Genomic DNA, 13,832 nt, shown 5'->3' with positions numbered 1-13,832 from the left:
CTATCTTTTTATATTTTTTATAGAAAAGCAGTCTTGCTCGCTTCCCTAACAGAATCAGCGAGCGTCTCCATATAACGCGGATCCGTGCCGAGCATCTCGATACGCTCAAGCGTCAAACCGAGCTCACGTGCGACTGCTTGTGCTTCAATGTCAATGTCATACAGCACTTCAAGATGCTCGGAGACGAAGCCGATCGGCGCAGACAGCACGCCTTTGTAGCCTGCTTCGGCAACTTCCTTCATCGTATCGAGAATATCCGGACCAAGCCAAGGATCGCGCGTACGTCCGGCGCTCTGCCAAGTAAACTGCCAATCCGGCGTGCCCGCGTCTTCTGCCACTAGCTTCGAAGTGTCCTGCAGCTGCTGCTCATACGGATCATTCATCTCGCGGATCTTCTCCGGCAAGCTGTGCGCGCTGAACAGCACTTTAATGGGCTGCACGTTCTTCTCCTGCAGTTTGCTGTACGCTGTCTTCACACGCTCAGTAAGTGCCTCTATCAGCTTCGGATGGAGGTGATAGCTATCTACAGCCGTCATCGTAATGCCGACTTCCTTGGCTTTCTCCTCCGCACGTTTCACATAGGCGCCAACGCTCATGATAGAGTAATGCGGCGCAAGCACAATCGCAACCGCTTGTGTAATGCCGTCTGCAGCCATTGCCGCAACGCCGTCTTCAATATAGGGACGCGCGTGCTTCAGCCCTTGGTAGCAGCGGAATTGGTTCGGCACCGTTTCATCAAGCTTTGCCTGAAGGCCCGCTACTTGGCGATTCGTATTCTCGCGAAGCGGGAACACGCCGCCTACCACCGCTTCATAACGCTCGCTCAGCTCTGCAAGCTGCTCAGGCGTCGGCGCATGGCCTCTGCGAATGTGCGTGTAATATTCTTCGATTTGATCCATGCTCTCAGGCGTTCCGTAAGACATAACGAGAACGCCGATTAAGTTGTTCGCCATCTGAGAGTTCCTCCTACTTGCGAAGCGGTGCTGCCGCTGCAATGGCCTCAGCCGAGTATTCGTGCACGAACTCTGTCAGCTCGCGCAGCTTATCTAGCGATGCTTCGGGGAACAGACCGTGTCCAAGGTTGAAAATATAACCTGGCTCTTGAACGCCTTCATCAATAATCGCCTTCGCATGCTCCTTAATAACCTCAATCGGAGCGGTTAGCACATAAGGGTCCAGGTTGCCCTGAACGGCGTATTTACCTTCCAGTCTGCGGCGACCTTCCGAGATTGACACGCGCCAGTCAAGGCCAATCACGTCAGCCTTCAGGTTCGTGAGCGTCGGGAGCAGCTCGCCGGATGCCACGCCTGGGAAGTAGATTTTCGGCTGCGGCAGATCAGACAGCTCGCTAAAGATCCGCTCAATCGTCGGCAGGACGAATTTGCGGAAATCATGCGGCGCGAGCGAACCTACCCAGCTGTCGAACAACTGGAACGCCTTGCCGCCGTTTGCAATATGGGCGCGCAAATAAGCGATAACCATGTCTCCGAGCTTGTCCATAAGCGCGAACCATACGTCCGGCTCCGAGTACATCATCGTCTTCGTGCGAATGTAAGACTTCGAAGGACGGCCTTCGATCAAGTAGCTCGCAATCGTGAATGGCGCGCCTGCGAATGTAATCAGCGGCACTTTCAGCTCGCGATCCAGAATGCGAATCGTCTCAAGTACGTGGGACAGATCGCCTTCGACGTCAATTGGTTTCAGCTTCGCCACGTCCGCCGCTGTGCGGATTGGGTTATGAATGACTGGTCCAACGTTCGCCACGATATCAAAATCGATACCGATCGAAGCAACGGGGTTCATAATATCGGAATACAGAATCGCCGCGTCGACGCCGAGTTTGTTGATCGGCATCATCGTAACTTCCGCCGCTAGCTCAGGCTGCCGACAAATTTCGAGCAGCGAATATTTTTCTTTTATTTTACGGTAATCGGGATCGTAGCGTCCCGCTTGTCGCATATACCAGACGGGTAAGCGATCGACTTGTTCACCGCGGCATGCACGGAGGAAAAGGTCGTTGTAGCTCATTGAAGTTCCCCATTTCTATCGTTTTCCCTACGTTTCCATTATGCCCTTTTTGCAGAGGTGTAACAACCGCCGCACACCTTACATGATTGACAAACATATGACAATGTTCGTCATAGCTGTTTGGGCCCGGTGCGAAAGTGGTACTATAAAATGAATCGATGGAGTAGACGGGAGAAACTGCAATGGAGCAATGGAAGAAAAATCTAGCGGTCCTCTGGTTCGGACAGTTTCTCGTCATGGGCGGGATGACGATGATTATTCCGTTCATGTCGCTGTATTTGCAATCCGACCGGATCGGGCTGACGAATCAGCATGAAATCGCCACTTGGGCAGGTATTATTTTTGCCGGCAACTTTGTCACTTCGTTTCTGTTTCAGCCGCTCTGGGGAAAGCTGTCTGATCGTTACGGCCGCAAAATGATGCTACTTCGTTCGGGCTTCGGCATGGCGATCGTGATGACGCTGATGGGCTTCGCCACTTCGCCCTGGCATCTGCTGCTGCTGCGGATGGTGAACGGGACAATCTCCGGATTCAATCCGGCTGCGGTATCGCTTGTATCCGCTACGACGCCGAAGGATCGCATGGGCTTCGCGATGGGGACGCTGCAATCGGGCGGTATCGCCGGCACGATTCTTGGCCCCTTCCTCGGCGGACTGCTGGCGGATGCGGTAGGGTACCGGCCGATCTTCTACATTACGGGCATCAGCTTGTTTGTCGCATCGCTGCTCGCCTTCGTCATCGTGAAGGAAAGCTTCAACCGTGAGGTTGCCGCCGCACAGCCGAATTTCTCGGTCATCGAAGGCTTCAAGCAGCTGAGCCGAGTGCCGCAGCTGATGTCGCTGTTCGCGGTTACGTTCCTGCTGCAGTTCGCCAACATCGGCCCGATGCCGCTTATGCCGCTCTATGTGCAGCAGCTGCATGGCACCGCCGTAAACTTGGCGTTCTGGGCCGGCTTCGTCGGCTCTGCGGCCGGGCTGTCGAACATGTTTGCTGCGCCGCTACTCGGGCGGCTCAGCGACCGCATCGGCCAGGAGCGCGTGCTCGGCATCTCGCTCATTGGCGCGGCGCTGCTGTTTATTCCGCAGGCATTCGTGCACACCGTGTGGCAGCTGCTGCTGTGCCGGCTGCTGCAGGGCTGCTTCCTCGGCGGACTAATCCCGTCCGTGAACGCGCTCGTGCGGCGCTTCACGCCGGACGGCATGGAAGGCCGCGCCTACAGCCTGAACAGCAGCATGCTCGCGCTCGGCAACATGGTCGGCCCTATCGTCGGCGGCTTCGTCTCCGGCTGGACCGGCATCAGCGGCGTGTTCATCATCTCCTCCGTGCTGTTTGTCGTGAACGCACTCTGGGTGCGGCGCACGCTCGTTAGCGGACGACGCGATCGCGCGGTGCGCGAGGGTTAGATGTGGTTGTAGTGAGGAGAGAGAGAGAGACCGTCCTTTGGGATGGTCTCTTTGTTTTTTGTGTGAGGAGGCCATATTGCTGCTGATGCTGGTCTTGTGGGGGGGTTACTTGGTGGGAAATCAGCAATTTGAGCGAAAGAGTGTACACTAGGGATTCACATTGGTGGAGAACCAGCAACTTGAGCGAAAGAGTGTACTCTAGGGATACACTTTGGCGGAGAACCAGCAATTTGAGCGAAAGAGAGTAGTCCAGGGATTCACATTCGTCGAGAACCAGCAATTTGAGCGAAAGAGTGTACTCTAGGGATTCACATTGGTCCAGAACCAGCAATATTAGCGAAAGAGTGTACTCCAGGGATTCACATTCGTCGAGAACCAGCATTTAAGCCATCCCCCCAACCTCACGCCAACTTCACGCCAATGTAGCTTGTATACTGGACCTCTTGCCCCTCTTAAACCAAATTTCCTCCAATGTAGCGGGTCTGCTCAACCTCCGCTTCCTCTCAAACCAACTTTCCGCCAACATAGCTGATATGCTCGACCTCTTCCCAAAACCAATCAAACTACCCAAGCGGGTCCCACAGCGACCCTATACATGAAGGGTATTCAGTACTCCTCTTTGACGAAATATACTCGATTAGCGTTCATGTAGAGTAAGCACTACCCTTCTTGAGCTATATCAGCTCGCTTAGCATTCAAGAGGGGTAACCATTACCCTTCATTGACGAGATTGGCCGTATTTCCCGCAACAACCTCTACCAAATACAAAAAAAGAGGCGCACCCGCGTGCGCCTCTCCTCAACTAAACAACAACTACTTCACAATCGCAACCGCCAAGCCGTCATACGCCGGCAGCAGAGTGCCGATGAGGCGCTCGTCGCTTGCCATCGTCTCATTGAACTGACGCATCGCGAGAACCGATGGGCCGTTCTTCTCTGGATCGATTGTTCTGCCATGAAGCAGCGCGTTATCTCCGGTAATAACAGCTCCCGGATTCGCGAGCTTGATCGCCCACTCCAAATAAAGCGGGTAATTCTCCTTATCCGCATCTATGAAGAAGAAATCGAACTTGCGGCCTTCCTCAGCCAGCACCGCAAGGCTATCTTTGGCATCGCCTACACGATACTCGGCACGATCGCCAAGCCCCGCCGCCTCCAAGCTACCCCGCGCTACATCCGCATAATCCTGCAGCAGTTCTAATGATGTAAGACGTCCGCCGTCCGACAATCCCCTTGCCAGACAGATTCCGCTGTATCCGCCAAGAGCACCGATTTCCAACACATTGCGCGCTCCCGACATGCGAACTAGCATCGTCAGCAGACGACCGTATCCAGCAGCGATGGAAATCTCCGGCATCCCTTTTTCGCGGATCGTCTGATGAACCCGCTCCAAATCCGCATCTTCCCCAAGCAGCCGTTCTACATACTGTTCCGTAGACATGTTCTCCTGCTCCTTTCGACTATGTACTCATGTAAAGTTTGTAATTATTCCCGTAGATGTCCTATACTTGTACAGAAACGAATCTTCATGAATCTGCTCAAGATTTGATTCCATATTGATTGTATGATTTTTATAGACCGGACACAACCGGAAGAACGTGAAGGCGGAGTGAGACATAATGGACAAACTGCAGCTGATCGCAACAGCTCCTATGGGGCTTGAAGCGGTCGTCGCACGCGAATTGAAAGACCTTGGCTACACCGATCAGAAAGTGGAGAACGGCCGCGTTATTTTTACCGGCGGTCCTGAAGATATTTGCCGCGCTAACCTGTGGCTGCGCACATCGGATCGTGTACTCATTAAGATGGCAGAGTTTCCTGCCACAACATTCGAAGAATTGTTTGAAGGAACGAAGGCCGTCAATTGGCCGGACTGGATTCCCGAGGACGCGGAATTTCCGGTAGAGGGGCGCTCCCATAAGTCTCAGCTGTCGAGCGTGCCTGCCTGCCAAAGCATCGTGAAGAAAGCCGTCGTTGAAAAAATGAAGTCCGTCTACGGAACAGAATGGTTCCACGAAGACAACGGCATGCGCTTCGTTATCGAAGTGTGGCTGTTGAACGACGTTGCTATGCTGACGCTCGATACGACTGGACCGGGGCTTCATAAACGCGGCTACCGCAAGCTTGTCACGGAAGCGCCGCTCAAGGAAACGATGGCAGCTGCTATGGTGCTGCTGAGCAGATGGCGCCCCGAGCGTCCGCTCTATGATCCATTCTGCGGATCGGGAACGATTCCAATTGAAGCAGCGATGATTGGCTGGAATATCGCGCCGGGACTGCGCCGCACGTTCAACAGTGAAGGCTGGCCGACAGTGCCGGAAGAGCTGTGGGAACGAGCGCGGGAGGAAGCTTTTGACTCGGTAAAAGATGATATTCCGCTTCAAATTACTGGCTCAGATATCGACCCGCAGGCGCTCGAAATTGCCGCAGCCGCCGTGAAGAAGGCCGGATTCGCCAAAGATATTAAGCTGCAGCAAATGGCCGTTTCTCGTATTAAACCGGAAGGCGACTACGGCTGCATCATCACTAACCCGCCTTACGGCTCGCGTCTCGGAGATGAGGAAGATGCGGAGAAAGCGATTCGCCAGTTAGGGCTAAGCGCGCTGTACATGCCGACTTGGTCGATGTTCGCTTTAACGCAATCCCGTACGTTCGAGGACACGATTGGACGCAAAGCAGACAAGAAACGCAAGCTGTTCAACGGTCGTATTGAATGTGCATTTTATCAATTTTTCGGCCCATTACCTCCGCTGCGCAAACCGGAATAATCGCTTGGTAGAAAGGATTCCATGAAAAATGACTGTACCATTCGACTATTCACGGCGCCGGAAGGCGCCGTTTTTTCTCATGACGGAGCTGCTGCTGAAGCTTGACCTCATCCTGTTCATCGCCGTAATGCTCCTGAAGCTGAACTTGTTCGACCGCATCATTCATGTACCGAACATGGCTATGGTTCGCGATGACTGGATGACTGCCGCCGGCACGCTGATTGTCGTCTCCTTCTGGACGTTGTGGCTGCCAGCTCGCGGACGGCTCATCGCTCTAATCATTCTCGATATCGTGCTAACAGGAATCGTGTACGCAGACCTCATCTATTTCCGTTATTTTCAAGACTTGATTACGGTCCCTGTGCTCATGCAAGCTGGGCAAGTCGGGGCGCTTGGCGAGAGCATCGATTCCCTTCTGAGCCTTAGAGATCTATGGTTCTTCGCCGATTGGCTGCTGCTCTTGCCTTTCTTCATCTATATCATCGTGAGAATACGCAAGAACCGCAGAAGCTCGCGCACTGCCGAGCTGTCGTTCAATCGACCGCGCAGAATGCCGATTGCCCTTCGCAGACTTGCCGCTTCCCTCATTGTCTTTGCGATCGGCTTCAGCCTTATCTACGTGCCCGTCCATAAAGCGAAATCAACCTGGGCAGCCGAACTATTCACTGGAAACTGGTGGAATCTATCGCTCTATAACGTAACCGGCGTCCTTGGATTTCACGGCTATGATCTGTACCGCTATGCGAATGAACATTGGTTCCATGACAGTAAAGCAACCCCGGAGCAGCTAACCGAAGCGAAGCAATGGTTCCAAGAAAGAGGCAATGTTCGCAAGCAGCTGGAATCTGACGCTCTATTCGGCAAGTACAAAGGCAAGAACGTCATTATGATACAGCTCGAAGCGTTCCAGAACTTCGTCATCAACCGTTCCATCGGCGGAGTACCGATAACGCCGAATATGAACAAGCTGCTGGAGTCATCGCTCTACTATCCGAACTTCTACCACCAAACCGCGCAAGGGCGCACGTCCGACGCGGATCTGGCGGCTAACGTATCGCTCCAGCCGTTGCCGACCGGATCGGTCTTCATCCGGTATGCGCAGCATCAGTTCGACAGCATGCCGCAGACGCTGGGGGACAACGGGTACACCGCCGCTGCATTCCATGCGTACGACGGAGGATTTTGGAACCGGAATATGATGTATGATCAGCTCGGCTATGACAAGTTCTTCAGCAAGAAAGATTTCACCATGAACGAGCCGATCGGCTGGTCACTCGGGGATAAATCCTTCTTCGAGCAGTCCGTTGCAAAGATGGAGCAAGAGAAGCAGCCCTTCTACTCGTTCCTGATCTCGCTATCGAGCCATCACCCTTACAAGCTGCCGCAAAGCGCGCAGCAGCTGGATACCAAGCAGTTCAAAGGGACGATGTTCGGCGACTATCTGGAGGCAGTTCATTATGTGGATGCTGCGCTAGGAACGATGATTGAATCGTTGGAACAAGCGGGGCTATGGAACAAGTCCATCTTCCTCTTCTATGGGGATCACGATAATTCCATCGCAGATTGGAAGCCATTCGAGTCCTTCCTAGGTCAATCGCTCGATGAAACCGAGCGCTACCGCATTCTCAAAGGCATACCTCTCATCGTGCATTTGCCGGACGATGCCCGTGCCGGAACGTATGAGCAGCCTGGCGGGCAGCTCGATATTACGCCTACAATTCTGCATCTGCTCGGCATTGGAAGCAGCGATAAAGTGATGATTGGCACACCGCTCATTACAGCCGCACCTCCGCAAGCCGGCAAAAGAATCGTGTTCCGAAACGGCGCGTACACGGACGGCAGCGTACTCTACCTGCCAGCCGAAGATGGCCTGCCTGAGCATAGCAAATGCTATTCCATCGCAGGCACAGGCGCCACGGGAACGAAGCAAGCACAGCTAACCGACCAGAGCGTCTGCCACACCGGCGCAGAAGAAGCTCGCAAGGAGCTGAACGCTTCCGACCTTGTCGTCGAATACAATCTCGTGCCGCAGCTTACAAAAAAAGAACCGTGAAGCATCACGGTTCTTTTCTTTATTTTCACAGCAATATCAACGATTCTATCCAGCAGCCTTTATTAATTTCAGTTGTTTAATGCAAAGCGTGAGCGTCGCAATCGGAACGCAGAAAAAGAAGATCAGTGCAAGAGGCAGTATCGTCGCTATATAGCCAACGATTATCGTGATGCCACTGATAATAAACAATAATGCCATCCACCGCGACACCTTGCCGAGCATGAGCGACAGTCCAAACAAGACATATCCGAGTCCGTTCAAACACACCGCCGAATAAGCACCATCCTTGAGCGGCTGAGGCGTATTATCCCAATCAATGATGCCAGGTTGAAAGCGCTCCAGCACCGGTCCAGCGAAATTGTGTGCAAAGCTAAAGCCTGTTGACCAAATGATGCCAAAAATGACAATCATTGCACTGATAATGCCGAATGTGCCCAGTTTATTGACATGATTCAAATAAATCGCGAGTACGCCAAATATAGATACCGCATTGACCGCTCCGGAAATAACGTCCAAAGTATGGGATTTTTCAACGAAACCTCCTGCCAAGTAGAGAAGAATAATTAGAATCGAGTTGATTACGCCTACAATTGCGTATGTCTTAATGACTTGGTTTTGAAGCATTACGCGCCACCTCCAACTCAATTATGTACCCGAACAGAGTATATTCACGACAATTATGGTGTATGCAATTGGACAAGTCATGAAATGTTAAAAATCTGCTCGTTATAGAATATTTTGGAAAATCTCACAAAACAAAAAAAGACTAACGCCGCCGTCATCCTAAACTCGAATGATTCGGCAGGTTAGCCTCTTCCGTTCTTACTTCTTCACATATTTACTTGCTTTCTCAATCGCTTCGTCTTCGGTCGGCGCCGTAATATAACGGCCGTTGATGAAGACGAACGCGAACCGCGAGCACGGGCCGCAGTAAGACTTGCACGCAACTTTAATCTCCGTGTCTGGCGCGATCTGCTCCAGCTTCGGCACCATCTTCTTCACGTTGATGTGTTTGCATTTGTCGCAAATGCGAATATCGTTTGCCATGATTCTCTCCCTAACCGTTTTACAAATTAATGATCGCCGTGGTTGCCTTTGGTCGGGTTAGAAATCATGAAGCCTTCTTGTGGTACATAGAAGTAGTCAATTCTGACACCGTCCAGCAGCTCAACACCCTTTTCCAAAATGACTTTAATGTCTTTGTCCGTCTCAACGACTACGTCATTCTCCGTAGGCTCGTCCATTTGCATGCCGTAGTGAGCATGGTCTCCGTGCGAATGTGTAATAATGATGCGCAGCAATTTGCCTTCGTTCTCTGGCTTATCGATTTCTTCGCGAAGCACTTTCGCTGCATTACGTGTAATTTTGCAATTCATTGTCCCATTCATCTCCTTATAGTTGCTGCCCAGGAGTACCTGCCCCTAAGCACGGCTCGTTTCATTCATGATCTCTCTATTGTAAAGAAACGCGGCGCATTGTTCAACCGCAATCGAACGCTTATTTCAAATGCTGGCCATATTTGCGCTCCATGTAACGGGTATACCACTCCGCCGCGATCATCGTCACCGCGATATCATCAATTGGCATGAACGGCATGACATCGGGCAGAACCCAATACAGAAGCACAGGAATGACATAGAGAAGCTTGTCTACAAGCCGGACTTCCTTTGCACCAAGCAAACGGAAAATCCGGACAAACACCGCCCGCCAGTGGCGAAGCGACAGCAGCTTGCGCATGGTGCAGCCCTCCTTCTACTTGTGCCTATTATAACACAAGCTAGAGCGAAGCCTCCAACGCGGCGATTAGGAGCGGCTTCACTTCATCATAGAGACCTGGGAACGCGCTGACAGGGAGCGGATTCACACCATAACCGACTTCAACCGTAAAGCCAGGCTTGCGGTATTGCAAAATGAACCAATCTTTATACCCCGCGTCACTGCCAGTCAGCTTGATCGGCTTATAGCCGCTCGCTTTGCCAAGCTTATGCGCAATCACTTCCGCCTCCGCAGACTCGTAGCCGCGATAGTTCCAGTAGATTTCCTGCCCTTGCGTATGCAGCGCCACAACAAGGTCGAACTGCTGCTCCTGCGTCAGCGCATGAATCGCCTGTGCCTCCGGTTCCGACAACGGCTTCGCGCCCGTATAATCCCGTGGCCCCGGCCCCGGTACATCACGGCGCTCTGCTTCTTGCTCCCAGAAGGCTGGGAACTGGTCGTTCAGATCAACGCCGCGCACATTCGCTTTCCATTTATGGAAACGAGGCGAGCCGTTATTCCACTGGAGCAGCTCGTTATAGTAAGGATGCTCGCGAGGCAGCCCTTCCTGTACAAGCTCTGCGCCATCGGGATTAACGAGCGGTACTGCCCATAACGAGATCCGACGGAGCAGCGTTCTCGCCTCTGCGCCGCACAGCTTCTCGCCCGCAGCTGCTGCCTTAGCAAGATCCTCGACGAACGTCATCAGAAGCGGCGCCGTAATCCACTCATTCGCATGCATGGCTGCATTCATATGCACCTTAACCGGGCCGTCTCCAAGGCGGAGCGCCGCAATCGGCTTGCCCATCACACTATGGCCGATCGTATAGCTTTGCAAGAACGGGTACGCCTCAAGGAGCGATTCGATGTTATTCATCAGCTCACGCTGGCCATACTCTGCCCTGGCGTCGACAATGCGCGAGCTGCCCGTATTCGGTATGGTGAGCAGCTGCCCTTCTTGCAGCTGCTTCAGATCAAGCGGACGGTTCGCTGCTTTCAGCGCATAGGTCGTCACAGAGAATCTCGCGGCAATGCGCAGCAGCGTATCACCAGACTGCACCCGATACGTAAAATAATGCTGAGCTGGCACTTGCAGCAGCAGCCCCGGCACTAACGGTTCATCCGCAGCAATGCCGGGATTCGCCGAGAGCAGCGAAGCCTCATTCACATTATAGGTGCGGGCTATGCGCAGCACCGTGTCACCCTTTTGAACGATATAGGGAAGCATGTGATCACCCTTTCTAGTCACATGCTATGCCGCGCGAGCCCGCAGCATGACTCTCCTCTTCACGCAAAATAGCCGCCGCACTCATCCCGGGGGACAAGAGCGACGGCTTTCTTTTTTAGGCTTAGATTCCACTCATCGTTATACGATCTTCGGTACCTGCCAGACGACAGGCGTAAGCTCGATCTGTTCCCCCAGCCACTCTTGGGCAATCATGCGGAACATGCGGTGATCTCCGCTGCAGAAGAACTGATGCACGGGCAGCTCGCCGTCCCGCGTCAGCCGGTTGCGATCATGCAAAATCGTACTGATCTCTCTGGCCGTCTCATCCGCCGAGCTAATGAGCGCGACATCCTTGCCCATTACGCTTGCGATTGTCTCCGAGAGAAACGGATAGTGTGTACAACCGAGGATAAGAGTATCAATGGTGCGTTCTTTCAGCGGCTGCAAGGACGATTCCACAACTTCGTATGTTTCCTTGGAACGGAAATTGCCTTTCTCGACGAGCGGCACGAAGCGCGGACATGCGAGGCTGAACACTTGTGTGGACGGGGATAATTGCTTCAGCGCTTGCTCGTAAGCTCCGCTTCGAACCGTTCCTTCGGTACCGATAACGCCGACGATGCCTGATAGTGTCCGACTATTCGCAGCACGGGCACCTGGATGAATAACGCCGACAACCGGAATGGCAACGCGGGAGCGAATATCTTCAAGCGCGACGGCAGTAGCTGTATTGCAGGCGATGACTATCATTTTGGGACGAAATTGGATTAAATACTCAACGATTTGCCTAGTAAACCGAGTCACTTCTTCAGCGGGCCGCGGACCGTAAGGGGTACGTGCGGTATCGCCGAAATAGATGATTTTTTCCCGGGGAAGCTGGCGCATAACTTCCTTGACGACTGTTAGACCGCCTACGCCAGAATCCAAAATTGCGATCGGTTGTTGCACAGACACACCGCTTTCTTGAACGATTTGGCAGGACTTCAATAGAATATGAATGCTCCTCAGAAAAGGTACCTACATATTAGCGCAAAATAGGACAAGGTTCAACAAAGCCGCTCCACGGCAGGCGCGGATCCCCGCTCGCTTCACTGTCTCTTAAAAATAAAAAACCGCCCGGGCCGGCAGCGCTGCAACAGGGCAGCACGGCAAGCTCGGACGGTATTTAATTCAGTGCTTAGTTGAAAGTTGGCAGCCAGCCGCCATGCGCTTCGATCAAGTCATCGCACATCGCTTTGATGTCGTCCATCGACAGCTCAGCGCCAGTGTGCGGATCAAGCATTGCTGCATGGTAGATATGCTCGCGTTTGCCAGTAATTGCCGCTTCGATCGTGAGCAGCTGCGTATTGATGTTCGTACGGTTAAGCGCTGCGCATTGCGGTGGCAGATCGCCTACGAAAGTCGGCGTTACGCCGCTGCGGTCAACGAGGCAGGACACCTCAACGCAAGCTTCTTTCGGAAGATTCGTGATCAGGCCTGTATTCATGACGTTACCGCCAATCTTGAATGGAACGTTCGTTTCAATCGCTTCAAAAATATACGATGCATACTCATGCGTACGTTTATGCTGCAGCTCTGGATTGCTGACCAGTTCCTGCTTAAGCTTCTTCCAGTTGCCGATTTGCTCGATGCAGCGGCGCGGATATTCATCCAGCGGAATGTTGAAGCGCTCGATCAGCTCCGGATAGTTGCGCTTGATGAAGTACGGGTGGTACTCGGCGTTGTGCTCGGATGACTCTGTAATGTAGTAGCCAAAGTTCAGCATCATCTCATAGCGGACCATATCATGGTGCTTCTCGCTTTGCTTCTCGCGTGCACGGCGTTTGATTTCCGGATACAAGTCAGCACCAGAAGCATCTTTCACTTCAAGCAGCCACGCCATATGGTTGATACCGGCGATTTTGGATTGAACGCCCGTCTTATCCATACCAAGGTCTCTGAACAGATCAGATACGCATGCTTGTACGCTGTGACAGAGGCCGACTGTGTTAATGCCGCCGTAAGTGTTCATGACGTTCGTCAGAACCGCCATCGGATTCGTATAATTCAGGAACAACGCATCAGGACAAACTTCTTGCATATCTTTGGCAAAATCAAGCATAACCGGAATCGTACGCAGGTTACGGAAAATACCGCCGATGCCGACTGTATCTGCAATCGTTTGGCGAAGGCCGTACTTCTTCGGAATTTCAAAGTCTGTAATCGTACAAGGGTCGTAGCCGCCAACTTGAATCGCGTTGACTACATATTTCGCGCCGCGAAGAGCTTCCTTGCGGTCGGAGTAAGCTTTGATTGTGGATGTGCTGCCGCAAGTGTTCTTAATATGATTCAGCATCGACTCCGAATCGGATAGACGCTCTGGGTTAATATCGAACAAAGCGATTTCGAAACCTTGAAGTGCTGGCGTATGCAGTACATCCCCCAGTACATTCTTCGCAAATACAGTGCTTCCTGCTCCAATAAACGTAATTTTCGGCATGATGTGCCTCCCTAAGAAATGGTCATAATGTAAGCGGATTAATGTCTTCTTCTATTCCTTACTATAAGGCATAAATGAACGGTTTGAGTAGGATATAATGCGTGATCTATATGTACATT

13 protein-coding genes are annotated in these 13,832 nt (G+C 52.5%); 3 read left to right on the top strand and 10 right to left on the bottom strand.

Going from position 1 to position 13,832, the window contains the following annotated elements; genetic code table 11:
* Nucleotides 1–17 precede the first annotated feature (17 nt).
* Both hemH and hemE read right to left on the bottom strand, forming a co-directional pair.
* On the bottom strand, nucleotides 18–953 hold the full coding sequence (gene hemH, locus AC0YNX_RS01100; RefSeq protein WP_475813814.1) for a ferrochelatase: 936 nt from the start codon (nucleotides 951–953) through the stop codon (nucleotides 18–20).
* 13 nt (nucleotides 954–966) lie between these two features.
* A complete protein-coding gene (hemE, locus tag AC0YNX_RS01095) occupies nucleotides 967–2,028 on the bottom strand; it encodes a uroporphyrinogen decarboxylase (protein WP_475813813.1) in 1,062 nt (353 codons plus the stop codon).
* Nucleotides 2,029–2,210: 182 nt separating this feature from the next.
* On the opposite strand from hemE, the gene AC0YNX_RS01090 reads away from it, so the two are divergent.
* Nucleotides 2,211–3,431: an MFS transporter gene (locus tag AC0YNX_RS01090; protein ID WP_475813812.1), complete on the top strand. Its 1,221-nt coding sequence runs from the start codon at nucleotides 2,211–2,213 to the stop codon at nucleotides 3,429–3,431.
* 813 nt (nucleotides 3,432–4,244) lie between these two features.
* On the opposite strand, the gene AC0YNX_RS01085 is transcribed toward AC0YNX_RS01090, so the two are convergent.
* The gene (locus AC0YNX_RS01085; RefSeq protein ID WP_475813811.1) at nucleotides 4,245–4,871 is read right to left on the bottom strand and encodes an O-methyltransferase; all 627 of its coding nucleotides are present in this window, start codon (nucleotides 4,869–4,871) and stop codon (nucleotides 4,245–4,247) included.
* 178 nt (nucleotides 4,872–5,049) lie between these two features.
* On the opposite strand from AC0YNX_RS01085, the gene AC0YNX_RS01080 reads away from it, so the two are divergent.
* Together AC0YNX_RS01080 and AC0YNX_RS01075 are read left to right on the top strand one after the other, a co-directional pair.
* Nucleotides 5,050–6,198: a THUMP domain-containing class I SAM-dependent RNA methyltransferase gene (locus tag AC0YNX_RS01080; RefSeq protein WP_475813810.1), complete on the top strand. Its 1,149-nt coding sequence runs from the start codon at nucleotides 5,050–5,052 to the stop codon at nucleotides 6,196–6,198.
* Between the two features lie 28 nt (nucleotides 6,199–6,226).
* Nucleotides 6,227–8,251 carry an LTA synthase family protein gene (locus tag AC0YNX_RS01075; RefSeq protein WP_475813809.1) on the top strand — a complete coding sequence of 675 codons (2,025 nt, stop codon included), beginning with the start codon at nucleotides 6,227–6,229 and terminating at the stop codon, nucleotides 8,249–8,251.
* A 45-nt stretch (nucleotides 8,252–8,296) separates the two neighbouring features.
* Here the strand turns inward: AC0YNX_RS01075 and AC0YNX_RS01070 are convergent, their stop codons facing one another.
* From AC0YNX_RS01070 to melA, 7 genes are all read right to left on the bottom strand, one after another.
* On the bottom strand, nucleotides 8,297–8,875 hold the full coding sequence (locus AC0YNX_RS01070; RefSeq protein WP_475813808.1) for a hypothetical protein: 579 nt from the start codon (nucleotides 8,873–8,875) through the stop codon (nucleotides 8,297–8,299).
* A 198-nt stretch (nucleotides 8,876–9,073) separates the two neighbouring features.
* A complete protein-coding gene (locus AC0YNX_RS01065; RefSeq protein ID WP_475813807.1) occupies nucleotides 9,074–9,298 on the bottom strand; it encodes a YuzB family protein in 225 nt (74 codons plus the stop codon).
* Between the two features lie 26 nt (nucleotides 9,299–9,324).
* Nucleotides 9,325–9,627 carry an iron-sulfur cluster assembly accessory protein gene (locus tag AC0YNX_RS01060; protein ID WP_475813806.1) on the bottom strand — a complete coding sequence of 101 codons (303 nt, stop codon included), beginning with the start codon at nucleotides 9,625–9,627 and terminating at the stop codon, nucleotides 9,325–9,327.
* 121 nt (nucleotides 9,628–9,748) lie between these two features.
* Nucleotides 9,749–9,988 carry a hypothetical protein gene (locus AC0YNX_RS01055; protein ID WP_475813805.1) on the bottom strand — a complete coding sequence of 80 codons (240 nt, stop codon included), beginning with the start codon at nucleotides 9,986–9,988 and terminating at the stop codon, nucleotides 9,749–9,751.
* A gap of 40 nt (nucleotides 9,989–10,028) precedes the next feature.
* The gene (locus AC0YNX_RS01050) at nucleotides 10,029–11,255 is read right to left on the bottom strand and encodes a M14 family zinc carboxypeptidase (protein WP_475813804.1); all 1,227 of its coding nucleotides are present in this window, start codon (nucleotides 11,253–11,255) and stop codon (nucleotides 10,029–10,031) included.
* Nucleotides 11,256–11,372: 117 nt separating this feature from the next.
* Nucleotides 11,373–12,182, bottom strand: coding sequence for a glutamate racemase (gene racE / locus AC0YNX_RS01045; RefSeq protein ID WP_475813803.1), 810 nt, complete (start codon nucleotides 12,180–12,182; stop codon nucleotides 11,373–11,375).
* Nucleotides 12,183–12,411: 229 nt separating this feature from the next.
* Complete coding sequence (melA, locus tag AC0YNX_RS01040) at nucleotides 12,412–13,713, bottom strand: alpha-galactosidase (RefSeq protein ID WP_475813802.1); 1,302 nt, start codon at nucleotides 13,711–13,713, stop codon at nucleotides 12,412–12,414.
* Between the last annotated feature and the right edge of the window lie 119 nt (nucleotides 13,714–13,832).

The sequence above is a fragment of the Paenibacillus sp. J31R98 genome (assembly GCF_056269245.1).
Note: the sequence above shows the minus strand (reverse complement) of the source record. Positions and strands in the feature narration are given on the sequence as shown.